The 21,720-nt window shown below is 28.6% G+C and carries 15 protein-coding genes and 4 pseudogenes; 1 reads left to right on the plus strand and 18 read right to left on the minus strand.

Going from position 1 to position 21,720, the window contains the following annotated elements; translation table 11 throughout:
* Positions 1-284: 284 nt before the first annotated feature.
* The 7 genes from NG901_RS05510 to NG901_RS05540 form a co-directional block, all read right to left on the minus strand.
* Positions 285-3,644: a HEAT repeat domain-containing protein gene (locus tag NG901_RS05510; RefSeq protein WP_252212752.1), complete on the minus strand. Its 3,360-nt coding sequence runs from the start codon at positions 3,642-3,644 to the stop codon at positions 285-287.
* A 150-nt stretch (positions 3,645-3,794) separates the two neighbouring features.
* Positions 3,795-4,169, minus strand: coding sequence for a DUF956 family protein (locus NG901_RS05515; protein WP_252212753.1), 375 nt, complete (start codon positions 4,167-4,169; stop codon positions 3,795-3,797).
* A gap of 212 nt (positions 4,170-4,381) precedes the next feature.
* A complete protein-coding gene (locus NG901_RS05520) occupies positions 4,382-5,293 on the minus strand; it encodes a PTS system mannose/fructose/sorbose family transporter subunit IID (RefSeq protein WP_252212754.1) in 912 nt (303 codons plus the stop codon).
* Positions 5,294-5,312: 19 nt separating this feature from the next.
* The gene (locus NG901_RS05525; RefSeq protein WP_252212755.1) at positions 5,313-6,122 is read right to left on the minus strand and encodes a PTS mannose/fructose/sorbose transporter subunit IIC; all 810 of its coding nucleotides are present in this window, start codon (positions 6,120-6,122) and stop codon (positions 5,313-5,315) included.
* 32 nt (positions 6,123-6,154) lie between these two features.
* Positions 6,155-7,132, minus strand: coding sequence for a mannose/fructose/sorbose PTS transporter subunit IIA (locus tag NG901_RS05530; RefSeq protein ID WP_252212756.1), 978 nt, complete (start codon positions 7,130-7,132; stop codon positions 6,155-6,157).
* A 676-nt stretch (positions 7,133-7,808) separates the two neighbouring features.
* Positions 7,809-8,597, minus strand: a complete 789-nt coding sequence (locus NG901_RS05535) for a hypothetical protein (RefSeq protein WP_252212757.1) — start codon at positions 8,595-8,597, stop codon at positions 7,809-7,811.
* An 11-nt stretch (positions 8,598-8,608) separates the two neighbouring features.
* Positions 8,609-8,821 (minus strand): F-box protein, encoded by a 213-nt coding sequence (locus tag NG901_RS05540; RefSeq protein WP_252212758.1) that lies wholly within the window; start codon positions 8,819-8,821, stop codon positions 8,609-8,611.
* Positions 8,822-9,056: 235 nt separating this feature from the next.
* Between NG901_RS05540 and NG901_RS05545 the strand changes: the two genes are divergently transcribed.
* Complete coding sequence (locus NG901_RS05545) at positions 9,057-10,805, plus strand: ABC-F family ATP-binding cassette domain-containing protein (RefSeq protein ID WP_252212759.1); 1,749 nt, start codon at positions 9,057-9,059, stop codon at positions 10,803-10,805.
* A gap of 601 nt (positions 10,806-11,406) precedes the next feature.
* Here NG901_RS05545 and NG901_RS05550 read toward each other — a convergent pair.
* The 11 genes and pseudogenes from NG901_RS05550 to NG901_RS05600 all read right to left on the minus strand — a co-directional run.
* Positions 11,407-11,985 (minus strand): annotated as a pseudogene (locus NG901_RS05550) (DUF4351 domain-containing protein); the annotation flags it as partial.
* Positions 11,986-12,009: 24 nt separating this feature from the next.
* Positions 12,010-13,335 (minus strand): MATE family efflux transporter, encoded by a 1,326-nt coding sequence (locus NG901_RS05555; RefSeq protein WP_252212760.1) that lies wholly within the window; start codon positions 13,333-13,335, stop codon positions 12,010-12,012.
* A gap of 147 nt (positions 13,336-13,482) precedes the next feature.
* Complete coding sequence (locus tag NG901_RS05560; RefSeq protein WP_252212761.1) at positions 13,483-14,058, minus strand: TetR/AcrR family transcriptional regulator; 576 nt, start codon at positions 14,056-14,058, stop codon at positions 13,483-13,485.
* Positions 14,059-14,162: 104 nt separating this feature from the next.
* A pseudogene (locus NG901_RS05565) lies at positions 14,163-14,564 on the minus strand (DUF6064 family protein); the annotation flags it as partial.
* A 36-nt stretch (positions 14,565-14,600) separates the two neighbouring features.
* Positions 14,601-15,767 (minus strand): alpha/beta fold hydrolase, encoded by a 1,167-nt coding sequence (locus NG901_RS05570; RefSeq protein WP_252212763.1) that lies wholly within the window; start codon positions 15,765-15,767, stop codon positions 14,601-14,603.
* Positions 15,768-15,839: 72 nt separating this feature from the next.
* Entirely contained in the window at positions 15,840-16,421 is a 582-nt protein-coding gene (locus NG901_RS05575; RefSeq protein ID WP_252212764.1) for a TetR/AcrR family transcriptional regulator, read from the minus strand.
* 547 nt (positions 16,422-16,968) lie between these two features.
* On the minus strand, positions 16,969-18,966 hold the full coding sequence (locus tag NG901_RS05580; protein ID WP_252213055.1) for an oxidoreductase: 1,998 nt from the start codon (positions 18,964-18,966) through the stop codon (positions 16,969-16,971).
* Between the two features lie 121 nt (positions 18,967-19,087).
* Entirely contained in the window at positions 19,088-19,885 is a 798-nt protein-coding gene (locus tag NG901_RS05585) for a MerR family transcriptional regulator (protein WP_252212765.1), read from the minus strand.
* 262 nt (positions 19,886-20,147) lie between these two features.
* Positions 20,148-20,291: pseudogene (locus NG901_RS05590) on the minus strand (catalase-peroxidase 2); the annotation flags it as partial.
* A gap of 13 nt (positions 20,292-20,304) precedes the next feature.
* Positions 20,305-20,412, minus strand: a pseudogene (locus NG901_RS05595) (DbpA RNA binding domain-containing protein); the annotation flags it as partial.
* A gap of 157 nt (positions 20,413-20,569) precedes the next feature.
* On the minus strand, positions 20,570-21,709 hold the full coding sequence (locus NG901_RS05600; protein WP_252212766.1) for an acyl-CoA dehydrogenase: 1,140 nt from the start codon (positions 21,707-21,709) through the stop codon (positions 20,570-20,572).
* Positions 21,710-21,720 lie beyond the last annotated feature (11 nt).

The following is a 21,720-nucleotide window of genomic DNA, read 5'->3' on the forward strand; positions in this document are numbered from 1 at the left end:
ACTTTATTATAAATCGAGTGGTTGGACACATACTGACCATTTATTAATATTCTTCTGCAAAAATCATTGTACTGTAATAAACACTATCAATTACATATATATCTTTCAAATAATCACACATCTTAATAATTACTGCTTATAACTTCAATTGCTCCTTTTCTATTTTTGAGCAAAGAAAAAAACACATTGAATGTAACTTCAATGTGGTCTTTAAACACTACTACTTCTTTTAATCAAATAGCCTTCTTCTCATCAACTTTTTCTTGATTTCTTTCTTAAATAAATTATTCAATGGAAGTCCAAATATGTAATGCCTTTGAACAAATTTCAATATTTTTGTGATTTCTAAAAGTTCTTAATTTTTCGCAGCAATCTTCTCTCCACAATAAATCATTTCCTGCTGTTTCTAAAAGTGAAAGTGATATATACATCGCTTCAGTTATATCTTGTAAAATTATCTCATCTATTGATTTCATTAAATTTTCTGGATTATAATATCCCTTTAAGTTTTGTAATACTTTCGAAATTTCATTATATGAAAACTCCATAATATATGGTCTTTCTTTAAGTATTTGTGCAATATTATTTATATATTTTATAGTTTTTATTGAATTATCAAAATCTATACATGCTGTATAAAGTTTAATACTCATCTTTTTCAATGTTTCATCAGATTTTATAACTTCAATTATTTCTTCAAATAAAGGTATTAGCTTTTGTCTTGTCATTTTATTTAAAGATACAATTTTATTTACAAGAAAATTTAATCTTTGTATATGAGGCATATCTCTTTGAGATTTCCCATTAATGTCTTCTGTTATCCTTACATTAACCATAAATCTAACAGTATCTATTATATACTTATTTATATTGCCATCTACAACTACGCATATTAATAAATCCAAGGCCGACTTCCACTTGCCTGAATCATTTAAATCAGTTATCACTTTATAAGCAGAATTAGCAATGCTGTTCTCATCTATATTTATCCAATTTTTCATTGTAATAATAGCTTCTTTAGAAACTTCATTGTCATCTAAATCTACAATTTTTAGTATTAATTTTAAATACCTATTTCTATATTTCTTTTGAAGATGATTTGAATATTGACTTAATAAGCTTTTAATAACATCCCCTTCCTTACATTCAATAAGTCTATCTAAAATTTCCCATGCAAATTCATAATCTAAATACTTTCTAGCAACATGTCCTATTGCTATCTGTACATCTTTGTGTACATTTTCTTTTTTAGCTTCATTTAATAACAATTTAATGTTTTCTTCACTTCTATACTCTCCCAACAATCTTATAACTTCTTTTCTCACAGTTATTTTTAAATGTTCTCTTTGGAAAAGTTCATCAATAACTTTAGTAAAAGATTCATGATTCATATTTCTTATACATCTTGGTATAGAATACATGGCTGTTCTTGCTTTATCTCCATCTAAATTATCTAATAAAACTTTAATAGCTTTTTCAGGTTCTTCTGTAGTTGATAATGCATGTAAAGCTGATTCTGAAATAAGAACTTCACTGCTTTTTACAAGACCATCAAAACATCTTAAATCAATATCTGACATTTTAGCTAATGCATGTATAGCCTGATGACGTTCATAATAACTATATTGTGATCCATTAGCTATTATTTTAAGTAATTTGCTGAAAGTCTGCTGCTGGCGTGGAAGATATTTATTAAATTTATCTACTGCTGGTAAAAGATAAATTGTCTCTCCACTTAAGAACTTACCCTTAATCACATTGCCTTCAATATATGGATCTAACCATTCTTGTCGTCTTGTATGAAGATGCAAAAAAACTTCGTTTATACATATAAATGATTTATCCATCTCTAACAATTCTTTAACTCTTTTATCTCTTGTCTTTTTATATGCTAGGTAATTTTTTGCAGCCTCTTTAGAATAGTTCTCATATTTTGACATTACTACTTCCTTTAATAATTCCTGAAGCTTTTCTATCTTATATCCTCGTTTTCCTAATAAATTAGCCATTTTAATTATGCAACTGTAATTTTCTCTTTTATTTAAGTCCTTCAATAAAGGATAAAATTCTTCAAAGATTATTTTTTCCAGTCCCTTTTCTATATCATCTAATTTAAATAAAAAAAGTATTGAGTTTCTTTTAGATAAACTAGTTAATGTATTTAATGCAAACTTGAATATTTTACTATTATTTTTATCTGTATTATGTTTTAAAATCTTAAAGGCTAATTTTCCCAAATAATTCAAAGTATCATAAGACGTATCTCTAGCTTCAATAACACTATTAAAAATAACTTCTAGAAGTTTTACATCTTTATCGTCATACAATGATGTCTGACAGTTAGAAAGCTCTTCCAAAACAGCTTTTCTTACTGGGTCTTGATCATTTTTAATACGAGATAAATAAGTCAAAGTTTCAGAAACTTCTCTCCTGCTCAATGCAGTGCTTTTTATGATTAATTTAAGTGCCAAACTACGTTCTTCTGCATTTGAAGCTTTAGCTTCTTTTTCCAAAATGCCCCTACTAAACTCAATATCACAATAAGCTAAAGTATTGATATATCTGTTTTTATTATTAAGAACTTCTTTAATATTTAGCATATTTTTAGCTATTTTATCACGGAGTTTACTAGGCAGTTCTTTTAATATTGCTCTATGAAAAACTTTCTTATTAACTTCATCCTCATCATATACACCATAAAAAAAATCTTCACGATTTGAAGGTGGAAGACTGTGAAGTATCTTTATAATATGATTAACTTTATTTTTAAGAATCTTACCTATTTCTATCCACTGATTTATAGTAAAGTTAACTTTTCTGCTAAAAATACATCTTGGAACACCATACAAGAGAAGCTCTTTTCTACATTCTTCTGATAAAAGTATACTGTGTACTTTAGAAGGATTTTTTCTAACAAGAATTCCAAACTGCTTAGATAAAATAGAATAAATTTTATCTCTTGGTGGAAAATTCATTGCACAATCTAATATAAATTCCCCATTAGACAAAACTAAGACTTCTACTGCATCAAAAAATGTATTCCAAACATACACCCTTTCCCTATCTTTTGCATCTTCTAAAGATTTCTTGAAATACTTTATAAATACTTTTTCATGGTAAACTGCTATTCTATTCCAATGATCAATTGCATACCCAATTTCATCAATATATTTTTCAACAGTTTCATCAGAGCATATTGCAAATATCCTCTTTGCCTCTCCTGCCCCATATTTTGAATACACAATAGGAAATAATCTTTCAGCTACATCCCTGCGATTTACATAGTAAATAGTGTTTAATAACTTCTTACGGCATTCGTAAGATAAATTTCTCATTTCTTTTTCAATTTCATCTACTGATCCATGTTTAGCTAAAAGTTTAGCTGCTTTTATTCTTATGCTATTTTTGTGGTGACTTAAAGCTTTTTTAATAATTTCACAATTCCTGACAACATCTGCACCAACTAGAGCCAAGTTAGCTTCATATTCCCCACCTTCTAATAAAGAATACAATAACTTTATACATTTATCTTTATCCATATCACGTGCTAATAATGCAACTTTTTGTACTCTCTCAGAATATCCTAATGAGTCTAATTCTTTAATCAAACTCTTTTTCTTATTTATAATGTTACTAAAAAACATATATAACTCCTTAACTTTTATTCATATATTTACATTATCGCTTATATATGGATAAACTTAAGTTCGTGACTCTTATAGCATAGTTATTAACCTTTTAACCCTTCTACTGTATCACAACTAACTCTTACAGATTATAACTTCTTTAGTTGATCAACTCTTCTTAAACATGGATTTGGCTGCTCGTTTCACAACATCAAAAAAACTTAAAGAATTAACCATATGATCTGGATCAACATAATTTCGAACAGTACGAAGCACTCTTTTTGCTTCTTTAGAAGCAAAGGTATAAGTACCATTTTTTTTCGTTTGGATTGCATATCGCGGAATCCATTTTCCTTTAAACAATACAGATGCAATGACATAGTCAACTTCTTCCCAAGGAATTTGAATATATTTGTGAGGATCACGAGAATTATAGAACTCAAAGCCTTTGTCGCCTATCATTATTTTTCCATAATCTGCAAGCCCAGTAAAAGCTGTTGCATCAATCGCTAGATCCACTTTTGTATTCAGTGATTGAACCATCTAATCTACCTCTTTTCTACTTAATACATACATTTATTTTTATTATATATTTTTTATATGTTTCTATCAATTGTTGAAAAATTTATTAAAAATAATACTTATTTAACCAATTTATTTCATTAGTATTATAAAAATTATTTTTTTGAATGTGCCTCAACTACTTTATATGTTAACAAAAGCCCAGGCTAAAAGCCTAGGCTAAGCAAAAAATATTACATTAAACCAATCAAATGGAATACAACACCAATTACGAATAATCCAAGAATTATAACAATTGGAGATACTTTCTTCTTAAGCAACCACATACAAATAAATGTAATTATTAATCCTGCAAGCCCAGGAATTAATGAATCTAAGTTATTTTGTAATGTTGTAACTTTTTCAGGTGTTAATGACATACCTGCGCCTTGTTGCATTAAAGCTGTTTTTATACCTTCTGCTCCTTGTGGAAGAGCACTCCAATCAATAAATGCACCCTCACTTAACTTAACTGATGATACTACTGGTGCAAATTTAACAGATACCCATCTATTAACTAATGATCCCAAAATGAACATACCTAGTATAGATGCCCCTTTTGTAACATCTTGTAACAAACTACCTGATAAATCATCACTAATACGAGATCCTGCTTTATAACCAAATTCTTGTGTATACCACATGAATGCCATACGAATGATATTCCAAGCAACGAAGAATATTATTGGTCCAAGTATATTACCACTCATAGCAAGAGTAGCACCTAATGCTCCTAAAATTGGTCTAACAGTAAACCAAAAAACTGGGTCTCCGATACCTGCTAAAGGTCCCATCATACCAACTTTAACACCTTGAATAGTTGCATCATCTACAGGTGCACCATTTGCACGTTCTTCTTCTAAAGCTAATGTTACTCCAAGAACTGGTGAAGCTACATATGGGTGAGTGTTGAAGAATTCCAAATGACGTTTTAATGCCTCTGATTGTTCCTCTTTAGTCTTATATAATCTCTTGATTGCTGGAATCATTGCATATGCCCAACCACCGTTTTGCATTCTTTCATAGTTCCAAGAACCTTGAAGGAAAAATGAACGGAACCAAACAGAAATACGATCTCTTTTTGTTAATTTTAATTGTTTTGACATTTTCGTTTCCTCTCCCTTCTTAGTATCTATCAATGATATCCCCTAAAGGATCACCAGTATTTGAACTTCCACCATTACCTGCTCCACCTTGTTTGCTAAGTGCTAAGTAAATAAGAGCTAAAGCTACACCTATTGCTCCAAGTCCGATAAGTGTAATTTCTGAAATAGTTGCTAATACAAAACCAATTGCAAAGAATGGCCAAACTTCTTTTGTAGCCATCATATTAATTACCATTGCGTAACCAACAGCTACAACCATTCCACCACCAATTGCTAAACCATCTGTTAACCAAGCTGGCATAGCTGCAAGTAACCCTGATATTGGACCAGCACCAATTATTAAAATTAATGCTGCTGGAATTGCAATACGTACACCCTGCATACAAATAGCAACAATTTGCCACATTTCAATAGCCCTTATATTTCCTTCCTTAGCTGCTGCATCCATAAAATGTACAAACGCTGTAGCAATTGTACGACAAATAATTGTTAATAATAGTCCTGCAACTGCTAAAGGAACAGCAATAGCGATTGCCGCAGTAATTCCTTCTTTACCAGTTTGACCTCCAAGAACTAAAATAATTGCTGATGCAACAGATGCTAATGCTGCATCTGGTGCTACTGCAGCACCTATATTTGCCCAACCTAAAGCCATCATTTGAAGAGTACCACCTAAGATTAAGCATGGTAACAAATTACCTGTAACCAATCCAATTAATGTACATGCAACTAATGGTTGATGGAACTGGAATTCATCCAATATACCTTCTACACCAGCTAGAAATGCTATAATAATGACTAATACAATTTGAAGTATATTTAAAGTCATGATTACTAATCCTCCTTTTATTAATAATTAAATTATTTTTGTTTTTTTAATTCTTCTTGTGCTCTTTTAAGTATTTCATCCATATTTCCTTTTGAATCATTTGGTACTTTACGAACATCAAAATTAAGTCCAGCTTGTTTTAACTTATTGAATGTATCAATATCTTTTTGATTAAAAGCAAGTACTTTATTTGGTTGAACCTTACCTATAGAATGAGCCATAGAACCAACATTTATTGTCTTTAATGGCACTCCACCTTCTACCACTCTAAGTACATCTTCTGGATTTTCAAAAAGAAGTAATGCGCGTTGACCACCAAAATGTTGATCATCTTTTGCAAGTTTAATCATATGATCAACTGGAACAACATGTGCTTTAACTCCTGGTGGAGCAGCTTGTTGTATTAATTTCTTACGAAGTTCATCTTTAGCTACTGCATCTGAAACTACAATAATTCTTGTAGGTTGAACAGTTTTTGTCCAAGCAGTCGCTACTTGACCATGAAGTAAACGAGAATCAATACGAGCTAAAACATATTCGAATGATCCTGGTTTACCTGCATTAGATTGTTTTGCTGAATCTTCAATAGCCTTACCAGTATCTTCTGGTTCTAATTCTTCTGGCTTAACCTTAATACCTTCTTTAGCTGATGTTAAGATATAAGATGCAATTTCTTGTGCAGATTCCATAGAAAGACGTGCACCATAAGCTTCAATAAGCATTGGTAAATTTAAACCAGCTACTATTGCCCATTTATCTTTGTGTTCTTCAAATAAACCATTTGCTTGATTAAATGGTGTACCACCCCAAAGATCAACTAAGAATAAGACTTCATCTTGATTGTCAAAGGATGTAATTGCATCTTTCATTTTTGCTTTAAGATCATCAGGTCCTTCACTAGGCATCAACGTAACAGCTTTTACATTTTCTTGTTCTCCAAAAATCATTTTACCAGATTGCATGATGCCTTTAGCAAATTCTCCGTGACTAGCAAGAATAATTCCTACCATTTTTATACCTCCTATTTTTTATTTGTTACAAAACAAAAAAGACATAAGCATTTGGAAATAAAATAAAGAAATATATGTTCAGATTTGGTCACATTATTTGTACACTAAATTAAATCATAAAAAAAATCATAATACCTAAAAAAACTGTACAAAACATATGATACAACAAACAATATTACATTTACTCTATTGCATTTTTTATTTCCCTACGCTTATGCCTGATCGAATCAGTAACACGCTAAATATTTATATTTTATTGTAATCTACTTAAGAACTCTTACTAAATATTCTTTTTGACTACGTTTACATGATAGCACTTTTTTTCTTATTGTGCAATATATTATTAAAATTTTTTTAAATTTATCTTAATAATAATTACTTTAATTACAAAATAGACATTTTATAAAAGCTTTAAATACGAATAAAAATCCACATCTTATCCGTAAGTATCTATTTAATCCTTTTTTAATGTATTATTGGCTTACAATAGAATATTTTATTAAAAATAAGCTAGAGCAATTTCATCTTCTACTTTTACTACTGCATAAATTAATGCTTTTATAGCTTTTATTTTTAAGTTCTGACGCTTTCAATTTTATCATCTCGTTTTTGCAATAAAAAAACTACTATTTAACAATTCCAATTAATTACTATTATATAATGATAATATTTAAGTTCAAAAATAACCAAATGGAGCATTTCTTTTAAACCCAGTTACTATAACAATTCTCTCATCTCTCAATGAGTACTCAACAAATTCCCATATAAACTGTGGATTTATTGCACTTATCACTTTTTTGCACCCTTCATACCATTCGCTTGAATTATCAATATTCCTATAATTATTAAAATATGATTTTTTAAAATCATTAAAAAATGGAATATTTTTCGATTTGTTGACTTGTCTATTATTATCTAATATACCATCTGGATAAGACATAAATGGCACATTTGTATTAACAAACCAAACATTATTCATATATTGGACATAAGAATCTTTTTTTGTATTTTTTAAATATGTGTCATTGTATCCCAAAAAATCTTGTACCCAATAATAAGTTCTATGTTTTTCATTATATGAAATATCGCATAAAATAATACTATTTGCGCACTTCATAAAATTGAAATAGTAATTGCCAATAACTACTGTAAATATTTCAGTTATTGTTTCCTTATGTTCAACCTTTAATTTACTATCTCTCAATTCAGGTGGTATATGGTAAAAATATACATACTTAACAAATTCAATTAATACACTTCCAAAAACCTCTCTCACTTGAAAGTTTCTGAAGATTTGTGTAAATTCTTCATTCTCCCATTTTTTAAAGTACGAAAAATCTTGATAATCGTTAAATTTATTAAGATTTTTTGTTGCCCATGACCAAATTTTTAAATAAACGGGATAAGTACTGTTAAATTTTAATTCTACTTCATCTTTAACCCTAGGCGTTCCTTGAAATAACATAAACTCCTCCATTAAACAATAATAAATGATATATTTATACCCCTTGCACACCTTATTATATCAATAATTTGAGTATAATGGAATATTTTATAATTATATATATTTTCCTTAGGTTCATCTGGAACTGTATTAAACCAACCATTAACTATTATAGCATCAACATCTTCTACATCCTCATCTCCAATAAATCTATAGTTTTCATATAATATATATTGGATTTTCATTAGTTATAAGTGCAAAAAATAGACTAATATACTTAATGTATTAAAATGCTAAGACAGTTTTTGTTTATTATATGAAATGATTGAACTTAGTCGAAAAAAATGTTATGCTGTCAATGTTAAACTTAGTAAAATGTCTTTACTACATAAAAATCAAGTGTAAAATTTCAATTGCTAAGAATATATTAAAGCGCTTATTTTTATAAGCTCTTTTTAAGTTATAAAGAGAGGTAATAATATGATAAAAGTTGATAACTTATCCTACTCATTTCCCCAAAAGGATTTATATAATAACATTTCATTTACATTAGAAGATGGTGAGCATTGTGCTTTTATAGGAACAAATGGCAGTGGAAAAAGTACACTTATAGATATACTTATGGATCCAGAAGAATATATGTTTGATGGTACATTAGAAATATCTCCAAATTGTAGAATTGGGTATGTAAGTCAATTCTCACAACTAGATAAAATAAAAGAAATTACAGTTTTCGAATATATAGCAGAAGAGTTTATTAAACTACAAAATGAAATAACATCTATTTGTACTGAAATGGAGACATCTTCAGATATTGATACTTTACTAGAAAAGTATCAACAAGCTTTAGATGCATTTGATGCAATTAATGGTGATGATTTCGAAAACATTATTAATAAGAAACTTAATCTTACAAACTTAATCAAGTATAAAGATTTAATGATATCTGAACTTAGTGGTGGAGAATTCAAGCTTATCCAAGTAATTAAAGCAATGCTAAATAGTCCAGACTTAATGATTATGGATGAACCAGATGTGTTTTTAGATTTTGGAAACCTTAATTCTCTTAAAAATCTAATTAATTCACATAAAGGAACAATGTTAATTATTACACACAATAGATATCTATTAAATAATTGTTTCAACAAAATTCTTCATCTTGAAAACATGGAGATACAAGAGTTTGATGGAAGCTATATTGATTATAACTTCTCATTACTTCAAACTAAAATTGAATTACAAGAACTGGCTGCTGAAGATACTGCTGAAATTGAAAGAAATGATATATTAATAGAAAGACTCCGAGAGCTTGCAACTGAAAATGCTGAACAATTCAGAGGAAAAACCCTAAGGGCTAGAGTTAAAATTCAAGAAAGATTAGAAGAACGTAGAATTAAAGCTCCATTTATAGCTATTAAAGAACCAGATATTAATTTAAATACCTCTAATAAACTTGAAGAAACTATTGCTTTAAAAATTAATAATTACAATGTTGTCTTTGATGAGATACTGTTAGAAAATGTTAACTTTGAGATTAAATCTACTGATAAAGTAGCTATTGTGGGTTCAAATGGTACTGGAAAAACCACTTTACTTAAAGAAATATTTAAAAATAATAATGATTCTATTGTGGTAAATGAACAAGCTAAAATGGCTTATTTATCTCAGCTTCAAGGCAAAACACTAAATGATTCTAATACCATACTTGAAGAGTTCTTAGATGCTGGTTTTGAAACTTATGAAGACATTAAATCACATATTTTTGAATATGGTTTTGAAAATGAAGAAATACTTAATCAAAAGATAGAGTCTTTATCTGGTGGAGAAAAAAATATGCTTCAATTAGCTAAAATTTCTGCTAGTAATGCAAACTTGTTGCTTCTTGATGAGCCTACAAGTCATTTAGATACATATTCACAAATAGCATTAGAAAAAGCCATAAAAAACTATAATGGCTCTATTCTAATGGTTTCTCACGATTTCTATTCTATAGTAAACTGTATGGATTATATTTTAATTGTTGAAGATAAGAAAATAAGAAGAATGAATATGAAGACTTTCAAAAAAATGGTTTATGCCAATTACTTTGAAAAAGATTATTTAGAAATTGAACAAAATAAAAAATTAGTTGAAACAAAAATAGAATTAGCTTTAAAAGATAATGATTTTACCACTGCAAAAGATTTATCTGAAGAGTTAGAAAAGCTGATTAAGTTACTCCAAATTTAGTTAATAGCACAGGGTGACAATGTCATCAAGCTAAGAATACATTAAATTGGTAAAATAAAAACTTAATATTTTTAAAAATCATCCTAATAATCATTCTGAATACCTTTTGTAGGTATATCTAGAGGTTGGGGTGATTTTTTAAAATTTAAAAAACTCTTCATATTTTATATTGTACTTTACATTTATAGAATGCTCTATATCTATTGTTTATTTTACGCTTCCTTAAGCTTTAATCTGTTAAGTTATGTAAACATTGCTCTTATAAACTTAATCTATATATTTATTTTTCACTATAATTTTATAAGACCTCATGATTCATTGAATAATTTGACTCCAGCTGAAGTTGCCTTTTGTGGTTTTCTTATCGTAGATGCATATCAATCTATCACCTCCCTGTCTAAGTAATTTTGCGTAAAAAAATAGCCTACTCTAAATATCGCAAGCTATTTTCTACTATTTCTTTCCCTATTATTTTTTCTTGTTCTTCTTTAGCTTTCACCTTTTTAAATAATTCCTTTAAATCATAATATCAATACTTTAAAAATTGTTGATATAAATTATTTTGTTTACACATTACATTTTCCAATATCTTCAATACTCTTTAGAAATATTGTTCTAACTCTTCTATTGAATTCAACTCAAATATATCTGTTGCAATTAACTCTATTGTTTCTTTTGGAAGTGATTTTATTTTTTCCTTATATTCATTAGGTAATTTTTTAAACTTTTTCATTAGCTGTTTAATCAGAAGCTCAGCTTTTCCTTCATCTTTCCCTTTTTCAATTCCTTCTTGTATTAGACTTTTACCAAGTTCAGTCATTCTCAATTCCTCCTTTACTTTCTCCAAATCTTTTCCGCTTAAAAATTTATTTGCAAAAGCATATAGTATTGATTCTATATCATTCTTATAGTCATTATTTATGTCTTTTACTACGTGTATAGCGTTTATTATTTTATCAGATATTCCTATCTTCCCTCCCATAATAGGAGTGAATGTTAGAGCCATTATATCTTGTTTTGTAATCTCTATTCCGGATTTTATTTTTTCTACAATATCATTATATATCTTATCTCCATCTCTATTCGACATAGATATTGAATTAACTTTGTATTCATTTATTCCTGTTTCTAAAATACTCCCTGGATCTTTTATATTGCCTGAATAAACAACATAATTAATAAACTTTTCTATGTGTAGTTCCACCTAAACTTGTGCATTTTTTAGTAGTACTTTAAAATAATAAATTCCTGCTATAGTTGCTACAATATGACTTATCAAAACAGCTACCCATATTCCATTTAATCCTAAATCACCTGTAGATAATACCTTTGCTAGTGGCATACGAATAATAATATAGTAGAAAATCATTAAAAACATAGCTGACATTGGTTTTCCAAAACCATTTACTGCTCCAAGAACAGAATTAGTAATAACATTGCAGATATATCCAACTGAAATAATTGAAAAATAAACTTTAACTAAATCTTTAGCACTTTCATTTGCCCCAAACATTTGTGCTAAATTTTCTGAAAAAAATACTACTATAATTGTTAATACAATTAAAAATCCACTACCTAATAATACTCCTGATTTAAGATATTCTTTTGCTTTTTTTATATTTTTAGCACCAAAGCACTGACCAGTGCATGTAGTAATTGTCATGTTAAGCGCCATAGCAGGATAAAATAAAATTGTTTCTAATTTTCCTAAAATACCAAATGCAGCTATAGGCAATACTCCAAATGTACTAACTAAGCAAGTAATAAAACTTGTACTTATTGCAGGAATGCTTTGTTGAATAATAGATGGTATTGCTTTTAGTGTAAGATTCTTTAAAGTATTTTTGTCAAAGAACTTAAAATTAATTACAATTAATTTTTTTTTAATAATATATACAATCATAATAATCATCATTATTCCCTGAGACAATAAAGTTGCAATTGCTGCACCTTTAAGTCCCATTTTATTAATAAAAATAGGATCCAAAATTATATTAAGTATTGTACAGAAAATAATAGATACCATTTGCATAGTTGTATTACCAAAACTGCGTAATACAGCTGTAAAATATAAGTACATAAATACAAAAACATATCCAATCATATATAAAATAAGATACTCTTTTGACATAGCATATATCTCATTTGGTGTGTTTAAAAGATTTAAAATAGTTTTTGCACTAAGTTCACAAATAACAGTTATAATTATGCTGAAAATAAATGCTACTATAAAAGAAGTTGATATTACTTTATTTTGATTTTCTTTATCCTTTGCCCCAACATATTTTGATAACAAAATTGCAACCCCATTAGTAGCACCCATTGCAATAGAAATTGTTAACAGTATAGGTGGCATTGATACAGTAAGTGCTGCCATTGCTTTTTCACCAAGTAGATTTCCAACCCAAAGACTGTCAACTATGTTGTATGCCATGCTAAATATAAATGCTATGAGCACTGGGATAGTAGCTCCTATTAGTTTTCTAGTTGTGTTACCTGTTGTAAAATCTTTTTCTAATACATTTTTCATTTAAATCCTCTTCTTTCTTTGATTACTGTTTAGTGAATTGTAGTCAATGAATAAAATTCACTCACTAAGTATTTTTTTACCCTAACAAAATATCACTTTACAGAAATACTTTATTAGGGATGTTTATCTAATAACCAATCATTATATCTATTGTCTTATTCCTAATATTGAATTTATAAATCCACGAATTTGTTTAATTTTTTCTTCCATAGAAATGTCTTTGCATGACAAAACACCTATTTGTCCATACATAATAAAATTAGTCATTATTTCAACATTTTCAATATGAATTTCTCTTTTTTCACATAACTTTTTAAACTCTTTACATAAACTTGGAATTAAATATTTTGCAATTTTTATAATAAGCTGCTCATGCAATATTTCATTACCAGTCTTATGATAAAAATAATGATATTTGCTGTTATTTTCTTGAATTAGCATTAATTTAGCCATATCGTCCATACGTTCTATTAATGTTTTTTTATCATCACAAATAACCTTTAAAAATTTTTCTCCACATTCTTCAACATACTTATCCATTGCGGTTTCGAAAAGTTCTTGTTTTGATTTAAAGTAACGATAACATAACCCTGGTACCACATTCATTTCCTTTGCTATGTCAGCCATAGAAGTTGATTCATATCCTTTTTTATAAAATAATCTCATTGCTGTATCTAATATTTCCTGTTTGCGAACTTCAGGCTCCTTTGAAATTCGTACCATATTTAAAAGCCTCCTTTCATCATTCTAAACATAATATATCACTTGAATGAATAAAAGTCAATGAATTGTATTCATTTACTTTTATAACTCTTGCTATAGTTATTTTAATTTTTTCTCTCTTTAATAATTAAAACCCAAACAAAAATAGCCAAAATTCCAGAAAGAAAGAGTATAAAATCTTCTGATACACCAAACATAAAAATTTTAGGCAATCCTGTTAACGCCCAAAATATTAATAGTATTAATATTTTATAATCTACTTTGGTAGAAAAAGAAACTAATAATGTAATTGAATATACTACAAGCGGGCAAGGCATAAGCCATGTCGTTATTGCAGGATACGCATGTCCCAATATAATACTAATTAATGGATAGGATAAAAATAGAATATATAAAATGAATACTAATATATTAAACCTTTTATTTCTTTCAAAAATTATATTGTCTTTAAATATGTCAATAAAAAACAATAATGCAATACTGCCAAATAAAGTAGCTGTTAAATATTTGTTTAACTCATTAGACCCATCACACCTCCAAACTTAATTTATTTTAGATATATTGTCTATCCAATTTACTATACTCTCTAGAACCAATTTAGTGTTACCAACATTACAATGTCTTTCTGCAAATTGCTTTTCATTAAATAATTTAAAAGTTAATGATTTTACATTTGTTAAAGCATCTATTTCTTTTTTATAAAATTCTTTAGGAATAAAATGATCTTTAGAAGCACCAATCAATAGAAAATCTTGTTTAATCAAAGGAGCTATATTATATATTTGAAAATTCATTGATTTAGCAAAATAATCATAAGGTGTATTAACTCCAAAATTATATATACCATGCTTAATTCCCCATTCGGCCATAGGGTCTTTTTTCATTTGTTTTTCCATCAATTTATTAATCATAAATTTTTGTTTTAATTTGAACAATACCCTTACAATTCTTTGAACTGTTTTAGTACGGGTTGAGATTAATATATCAAAAAAACTAGGAAATATACTCCATGCTACAACTTTTGTAATTCTTTTTTCAAATGCAGCAGCCCTGGGAGCTAATATTCCACCTAAAGAAATACCTATCACTGTAACATCATTTAAGTTGTAATAATCTAGAACACATTTCACAGGTTCCTCCCATTTGTGGGTAAATGGAATATTATATTTTCTTAACACTTCTCCTTGTCCTGGTCCTTCAAAAGCATAAACCGCATGCCCTTTTCCTCTTAAATATAATACTGTAGATTTAAATTCTTCAATATAAGAATCATTTCCACCAAATATAACAATTGCACCCTTTGATTCTTTTTCAGGTAACGATACCCATACTGGTAAATATCCATTGTCATATTTAATTTTTTCTCTTTTAATTATTCCTTCCTTTATAAAAATATTTGAATTCAAATCATAAAATAACTTTTTTGCTTTCTCATAAACTTTAATTTTATCTGAATTTTCGTGGAACATGAAAAACTCTGCCATACGATAATATGCTATTGCCTGTTCTATACGCTTTTCATTTAAAGCTTTATCTCCAAGCTTTAACATTTCTCTTTCCCAATCTTTAGGTGTTTTTATTAAATAGCTTATAGACTTAATTTCTTCAGCATCTCCATTACTCCACAATATTGTTCTATTTAACTGATAGTTAAAATTAGGTTCACTATTCAAATTATATGTACCTACTTTAAAATTGTTATTATACATAAACTCAATCACTTCCCATATCTTGTTTAATAAAGAACATATGGTCATTATTACTTTATTTAAAAATGTTGACTATTTATTAATCAACATTTCTGAACCTTTTATATGATATTTAATTAATTTATTAAAATTATCATAAATCTCTCTATTATCCTTTTTATTTCTTAGTATCTCTAATATACCTTCTATTAAATTAAAAGCAATTACATGAGCTATAAAGCATTCTTTAGCAATATTTTCGGAAAATCCTTCTGCAAAATGCCTTTCTAACATATTAATAATTTTTGATTTTATATCTTCATACTTTGTACCTTTTGAGCAATCCATAATAAGAAGTAATTCTTCTCTGTGTTCCGATGAAATTTTAAATAGTTTCTGAACCATCATTTCAATAAATTCATTGCTACCAAATTTCTCATAGAATTTATGATTTACAAAAAATTCAGTCATATTTATCAAATCATTTGCCATAGCATCAGTAATATAATAAAAAATCTCCTCTTTTGTGGCAAAATAATTATAAACATTGCTTTTACTTACATTTGCTTCCTTTGCAATCATATTCATTGAAGTTTTCTCAAATCCATATTCACTAAAAAGTTTTTTAGCCCCATAAGTTATATTGTTTTTAACCTCTTCTTTTAATATTTGCATAAACGACCACCTATTCTTTTATAATAATATTATATTATTATATTCGTCAAGTTACAATACCTCTTCCACAACAATTCCACTCTTATAAACATCCTTTAGAACAGGATCTATTGTTACATATCCATCTACCTTTTTTATAGAAACTTCATAAACAGTACCTCTTTTCCTCAATTTTAAAATCTAACATTTCTAATATATTTTTATTTTATCCTATTCATTCAATCTAAACATCCTATTATAAATGTTTTCTCACAGAATCCTTGCTACTAAAAGGTGCACGTCCTCAAAATAAAAATGCCCCCTAATAAAATTTCACTAATGGTGTGCACAAATACTTAAAATTCAAAACAAGTGGCTAAAATTACCCATTTATTTTGAAAATTTTCTTAGTTTTTCTAAGTTGATTTTTATTGTACTCAATTATAATTTTTATAATACAAGAAATTTACGAGAAAAATTAAAAAGTATGACTTCAATAAAATATGGAAGTCATACTTTTACTTTACACTATTAAATTTAAGAATCTCTATTAAAATTAAATTATTCCTTAAATGTTTCTTGCTACTTCATATGCATCCCATATAGCATACATTATATTTTGAACTTTGTTTGCATCACCAATCATTCTAACATTACTGTGTAAGAATTTAATTTTATTATATAGTGAATTTTCTGAATTATATCCTATTGCAACAATTGCTGAATCAGCTTTAACTATTTCTTGAGATTCTTTGTTTTCAATTATAAATCCTTCCTCTGTTGCTTTTATTATTTTAGAGCCACATCTTACATTAATCTTATTAAATGATACTAACTCTTTTAACATATCATGATTTGCGTGGCATAAAGGTCCACCAACTTGTAATATATCATCCATCATTTCAACAATAGTTACATCTTTCCCCATTTCCTTTAACCATAAAGCTGTTTCACAACCTACTAGTCCACCACCAATTACTATAGTCGAGTTTCCAACATCTTTTTTCTTAAGTAATACTTCTTCTGCAGTATAAACATTTTCTGTTCCTTCAATACTTAATCTTCTAGGAGTAGAGCCTGTAGCTAGTATAATTGTATCTACATCAGTTTCTTTAATCATTTCTTCTGTAACAGTTGTATTATATCTTATCTTAACTCCAAGTTTTTTCAATTGTAATTCATACCATTGAATAAGTGCTATATCGTCTTCTTTAAAACTTGGAGCTCCTGCTGCTACTAGATTTCCACCTAATCTATCACACTTTTCAAATATTTCTACCTCATGCCCTCTTATTGCAGCTACCCTTGCAGCTTCACATCCTGCAACTCCGCCTCCAATAACAAGTACTTTTTTCTTTTCATCAGCTTTTCTAAGTTCTAGTTCTTTTTCTCTACAGCATGCTGGATTAACTGCACATGTTATATTAGCAAAATTCTGTAATCTTCCCATACAACCTTCTTGACAAGATAAACATGGACGAACATTCTTATAATCACCTGCTAATATTTTATTAGGAATTTCAGCATCTGCAAGTAATGGTCTTGCAAGTCCAATCATATCTGTCTTTCCTGATAATATAGCATCACTTGCTAATTCTGGATCTTCCATTCTTCCTGCTGTAATTATTGGAACATCTACTGCATTTTTAAGAATTTCATTATATGGTAAGTATAATCCCTTTTTTTGATACATTGGGGGATGACTCCAATACCATGAATCATATGATCCAACATCTCCATTTAAAGCATCATATCCTGCATCTACTAATATTTTAGCGGCTTCTATTCCTTCTGGAACATCTCTTCCCATTTCTTCGAATTCTTCACCTGGTAAACCACCTTTACACCAGTCTTTTATGAAACTCTTAATACTATATCTTAAAGATACTGGATAATCCTCTCCACATCTTTTCTTTATTTCTTGAACTATTTCACAAGCAAAACGTAATCTATTTTCTAAGCTTCCACCATATTCGTCAGTTCTATTATTAAAGAATGAAATTGCAAACTGATCAAGTAAATATCCTTCATGAACAGCATGTATTTCTATACCATCAAAACCTGCTTTTTTAGCTATTTCTGCTGATTCTCCAAACTTTCTAACATATTCCTTTACTTCTTCAGTTGTAAGTTCACGGCATACTACATCTTTTAAAAATCTATGTGGAATTGCAGATGGTCCAACTGCTGTTTTTCCAACAATTGAAGGAATACTTACACGTCCAAATCCAGCTGATAACTGCAAAAATATTTTTGATCCATAAGCATGAACACGTTCAGTCATACTCTTTCCTGTTGTTATAAAGTTAAGAGGATTTAAAGTTGGACATGGCATAGATGGTAATGCACATTTTTCAATGTCATTTTCAACCATAGTAACACCTGTCATTATTAAACCTGTACCACCTTTAGCACGTTCAACATAAAACTCTTCACCTTTTTCATTAAAGCTTCCATCAGCATTACATAATCCACCTGGTCCCATTGGTGCTAAAACAAATCTATTTTTTATTTCTAAACCACCTATTTTTATTGGTTCAAATAAAACTTTGTGTTTTTCTTTTATCATAAGACATCCCTCTTTCTCTAAAATAATTTTATAGTTGGTAATACCTACCTCTAAAAATCATTATAGAGCATAAAGGAACTTTAACTTCAATAGTTATTGTGACAAATTTATCAAATATTTATTTTATAGGTATCCATATTTCTATATATGTGCGTAATTTAGCTGGTTTCTCAACATCCACAAGAAGAATTTTTCCAACTGTATCTCCTATGATTTCAAATCCTCTAGACTTAGCATACTCTTCTGCTCTTTTAAAAGTTACTTCAGGATTTTTTGTTAATTCATCATCAACAATTTGAATTGTATGAAGACATGAAGTAGCTTTTAAACTTTTTTTATGCAAATCCAAAGAAATATTAAACTTTTCTATATGATTATCTAAAATCATATATCCAAAATTGCATGTATTATTATCTCTATGCTTAATCACACCTAGCTGAACTATGGGCATTGCTTTAACACACTGTTGAACTATCTTTTGAGCTTGTCTATTTCTAGATATCCACCCGCATTCATCATCATACAACATTAATATTTCTGGAGATTTAACAAATTCATATTTATCAAGAAGTTCATTAATAAGACGTATGCTTTTCAAATTTTCTTCTATTGAATCTGCAAGTTCTTTATAATACCTACTTTTTTCTTCAGCTTTTCTTTTATATTCTTCAATTCTATTCTTAGTAGATAAATAGCTGCTCTCTTCCCCACTAAACTGCTTAACAATAGCCTTCATAGGCATTTCCATATTTTTATACTTTGTATACGATAACAAGCGAAATACATCAACTACATTATAATATCTCCATCCATTTTTCTCTTTATTTGCCTTAATTAAATTTTCTTTTTCAAAAAAATGAATTGCACTTGTTGTTATTCCTAATATATTTGATAAATCTTTAACACTATATTTCATTTCCATCCTCCAAAACCTAAAGTCTCTTTAGCCTTTATTTGAAATTAATATATATGTTTTATGAATTAACTAAATACATTCTTTACTTTTTGTATTTAAAATTCTGAATATTTTCCAAACATTCTATATCATTTAAAAAATAGCATATTTCTTAAACTATTTCTAGTCTTCACCATTTTTTATCTTTGTTATTGTAGATTTTGTAATCTAAAATAGCCTTAATTAAGTTTAAAATTAACTTAGTTAAAGCTATTTAAATAATTTATTTAATTTCAAAACGATCTGCATTCATTATCTTATTCCATGCAAATATGAAATCCTGTATAAATTTTTCTTTATTATCATCACATGCATATACTTCTGCAATGGCACGAAGCTGAGAATTTGAACCAAAAATAAGTTGAATGAAAATTAACATATATATTGATGATTCCTATATCTTCTTTTGTCATGCCCTCAATATTGCAAAGTGTGCCTACAATATCTACCGCCCTCATCTTTGTTTTCTTACCTTCATTAATATGTAATGTATTATAAATTCTTAAAGAATAAAAAAGCACTCCATCCAATTAAAGACATAAAAAATAACAAGTTCCCTATAATATATAGTTGAACTTGTTATTTTCATAGTTTATTTAAATGTGTTTAACTAAAGAGCAAATTTATTAGTTCTTAAAATGTGGCTTATCTAAGCATCCATCCTGAAATTACCATCATTTGAACTTCTGATGTTCCTTCATAGATTTCTGTTATCTTAGCATCACGCATCATTCTTTCAATTGGATAATCACTTGAATATCCATAGCCACCAAATAATTGCAGGCAACGATTTGTTACATTAGTAGCATTTCTAGAAGCAACCAATTTTGCCATAGCAGCTAAATGTGTATATTTTACATGATCATCTTTTGCACATGCTGCTTGATATACTAAAAGTTTTGCAGCTTCTGTACTTGCACGCATTTGTGCAAGTTCAAATTGAGTATTTTGGAATTGTGAAATTGATTTTCCAAATTGAACACGCTCTTTAACATATTTTACTGTTTCTTCTATTGCACCTTCTGCAATACCAAGAGCTTGTGCTGCAATACCAATACGTCCTCCATCAAGAGTCGCCATTGCAATTCCGAATCCTTTACCTTCTTCTCCTAAAAGATTTTCCTTTGGAACTATGCAGTTATCAAAGAATAATTCACATGTAGAAGATGCACGAATTCCCATCTTTAATTCATGAGTTCCAACAGAAAAACCTGGGAAATCTTTTTCAACGATAAATGCTGAAATACCCTTTGTTCCCTTGCTCTTATCTGTCATAGCAAAAACAATATATATATCTGCATATCCTGCATTTGTAATGAAAATCTTGCTTCCATTTAATACATAATGGTCTCCTTCAAGTACTGCTGTTGTCTTTTGCATAGAGGCATCAGTTCCAGCAACAGGTTCTGTTAATCCAAATGCACCTAATTTTTCACCTGAAGCAAGTGGTTTTAAATATTTTACTTTTTGCTCTTCTGTACCAAAAGTATGAATTGGAGTTGCGCAAAGACTTGTATGTGCTGAAACAATAACACCTGTTGTCGCGCAACATTTAGATAATTCTTCTACACATTGTATATAACTTAATGTGTCCATTCCAGCTCCGCCGTATTCTTCAGAAAATGGAATTCCAAGTAAGCCCATTTCAGCCATTTTTGCTACATTCTCTTCTGGAAAACGCATGCTTTCATCAATTTCTTTTGCGATTGGTTTTACCTCATTTTCTGCAAACTCGCGATACATTTCTTGTAATTGTTCATGGGTTTCATCTTGTCTAAAATTCATATTAATCTCCT

It is taken from the genome of Clostridium sp. CMCC3677 (assembly GCF_023845585.1).
Classification (GTDB): Bacteria; Bacillota; Clostridia; order Clostridiales; family Clostridiaceae; genus Clostridium; species Clostridium aquiflavi.

Excerpts from the sequence above, each read along its gene's own strand:
- NG901_RS05570 (WP_252212763.1), bottom strand. The coding sequence starts at position 15,767 with ATGTATAATAACAATTTTAAAGTAGGTACATATAATTTGAATAGTGAA.
- NG901_RS05600 (WP_252212766.1), bottom strand. The coding sequence starts at position 21,709 with ATGAATTTTAGACAAGATGAAACCCATGAACAATTACAAGAAATGTAT.
- NG901_RS05535 (WP_252212757.1), bottom strand. The coding sequence starts at position 8,597 with ATGTTATTTCAAGGAACGCCTAGGGTTAAAGATGAAGTAGAATTAAAA.
- NG901_RS05520 (WP_252212754.1), bottom strand. The coding sequence starts at position 5,293 with ATGTCAAAACAATTAAAATTAACAAAAAGAGATCGTATTTCTGTTTGG.
- NG901_RS05585 (WP_252212765.1), bottom strand. The coding sequence starts at position 19,885 with ATGAAATATAGTGTTAAAGATTTATCAAATATATTAGGAATAACAACA.
- NG901_RS05545 (WP_252212759.1), top strand. The coding sequence starts at position 9,057 with ATGATAAAAGTTGATAACTTATCCTACTCATTTCCCCAAAAGGATTTA.
- NG901_RS05540 (WP_252212758.1), bottom strand. The coding sequence starts at position 8,821 with ATGAAAATCCAATATATATTATATGAAAACTATAGATTTATTGGAGAT.
- NG901_RS05515 (WP_252212753.1), bottom strand. The coding sequence starts at position 4,169 with ATGGTTCAATCACTGAATACAAAAGTGGATCTAGCGATTGATGCAACA.
- NG901_RS05560 (WP_252212761.1), bottom strand. The coding sequence starts at position 14,058 with ATGGTACGAATTTCAAAGGAGCCTGAAGTTCGCAAACAGGAAATATTA.
- NG901_RS05525 (WP_252212755.1), bottom strand. The coding sequence starts at position 6,122 with ATGACTTTAAATATACTTCAAATTGTATTAGTCATTATTATAGCATTT.
- NG901_RS05530 (WP_252212756.1), bottom strand. The coding sequence starts at position 7,132 with ATGGTAGGAATTATTCTTGCTAGTCACGGAGAATTTGCTAAAGGCATC.
- NG901_RS05555 (WP_252212760.1), bottom strand. The coding sequence starts at position 13,335 with ATGAAAAATGTATTAGAAAAAGATTTTACAACAGGTAACACAACTAGA.
- NG901_RS05575 (WP_252212764.1), bottom strand. The coding sequence starts at position 16,421 with ATGCAAATATTAAAAGAAGAGGTTAAAAACAATATAACTTATGGGGCT.
- NG901_RS05510 (WP_252212752.1), bottom strand. The coding sequence starts at position 3,644 with ATGTTTTTTAGTAACATTATAAATAAGAAAAAGAGTTTGATTAAAGAA.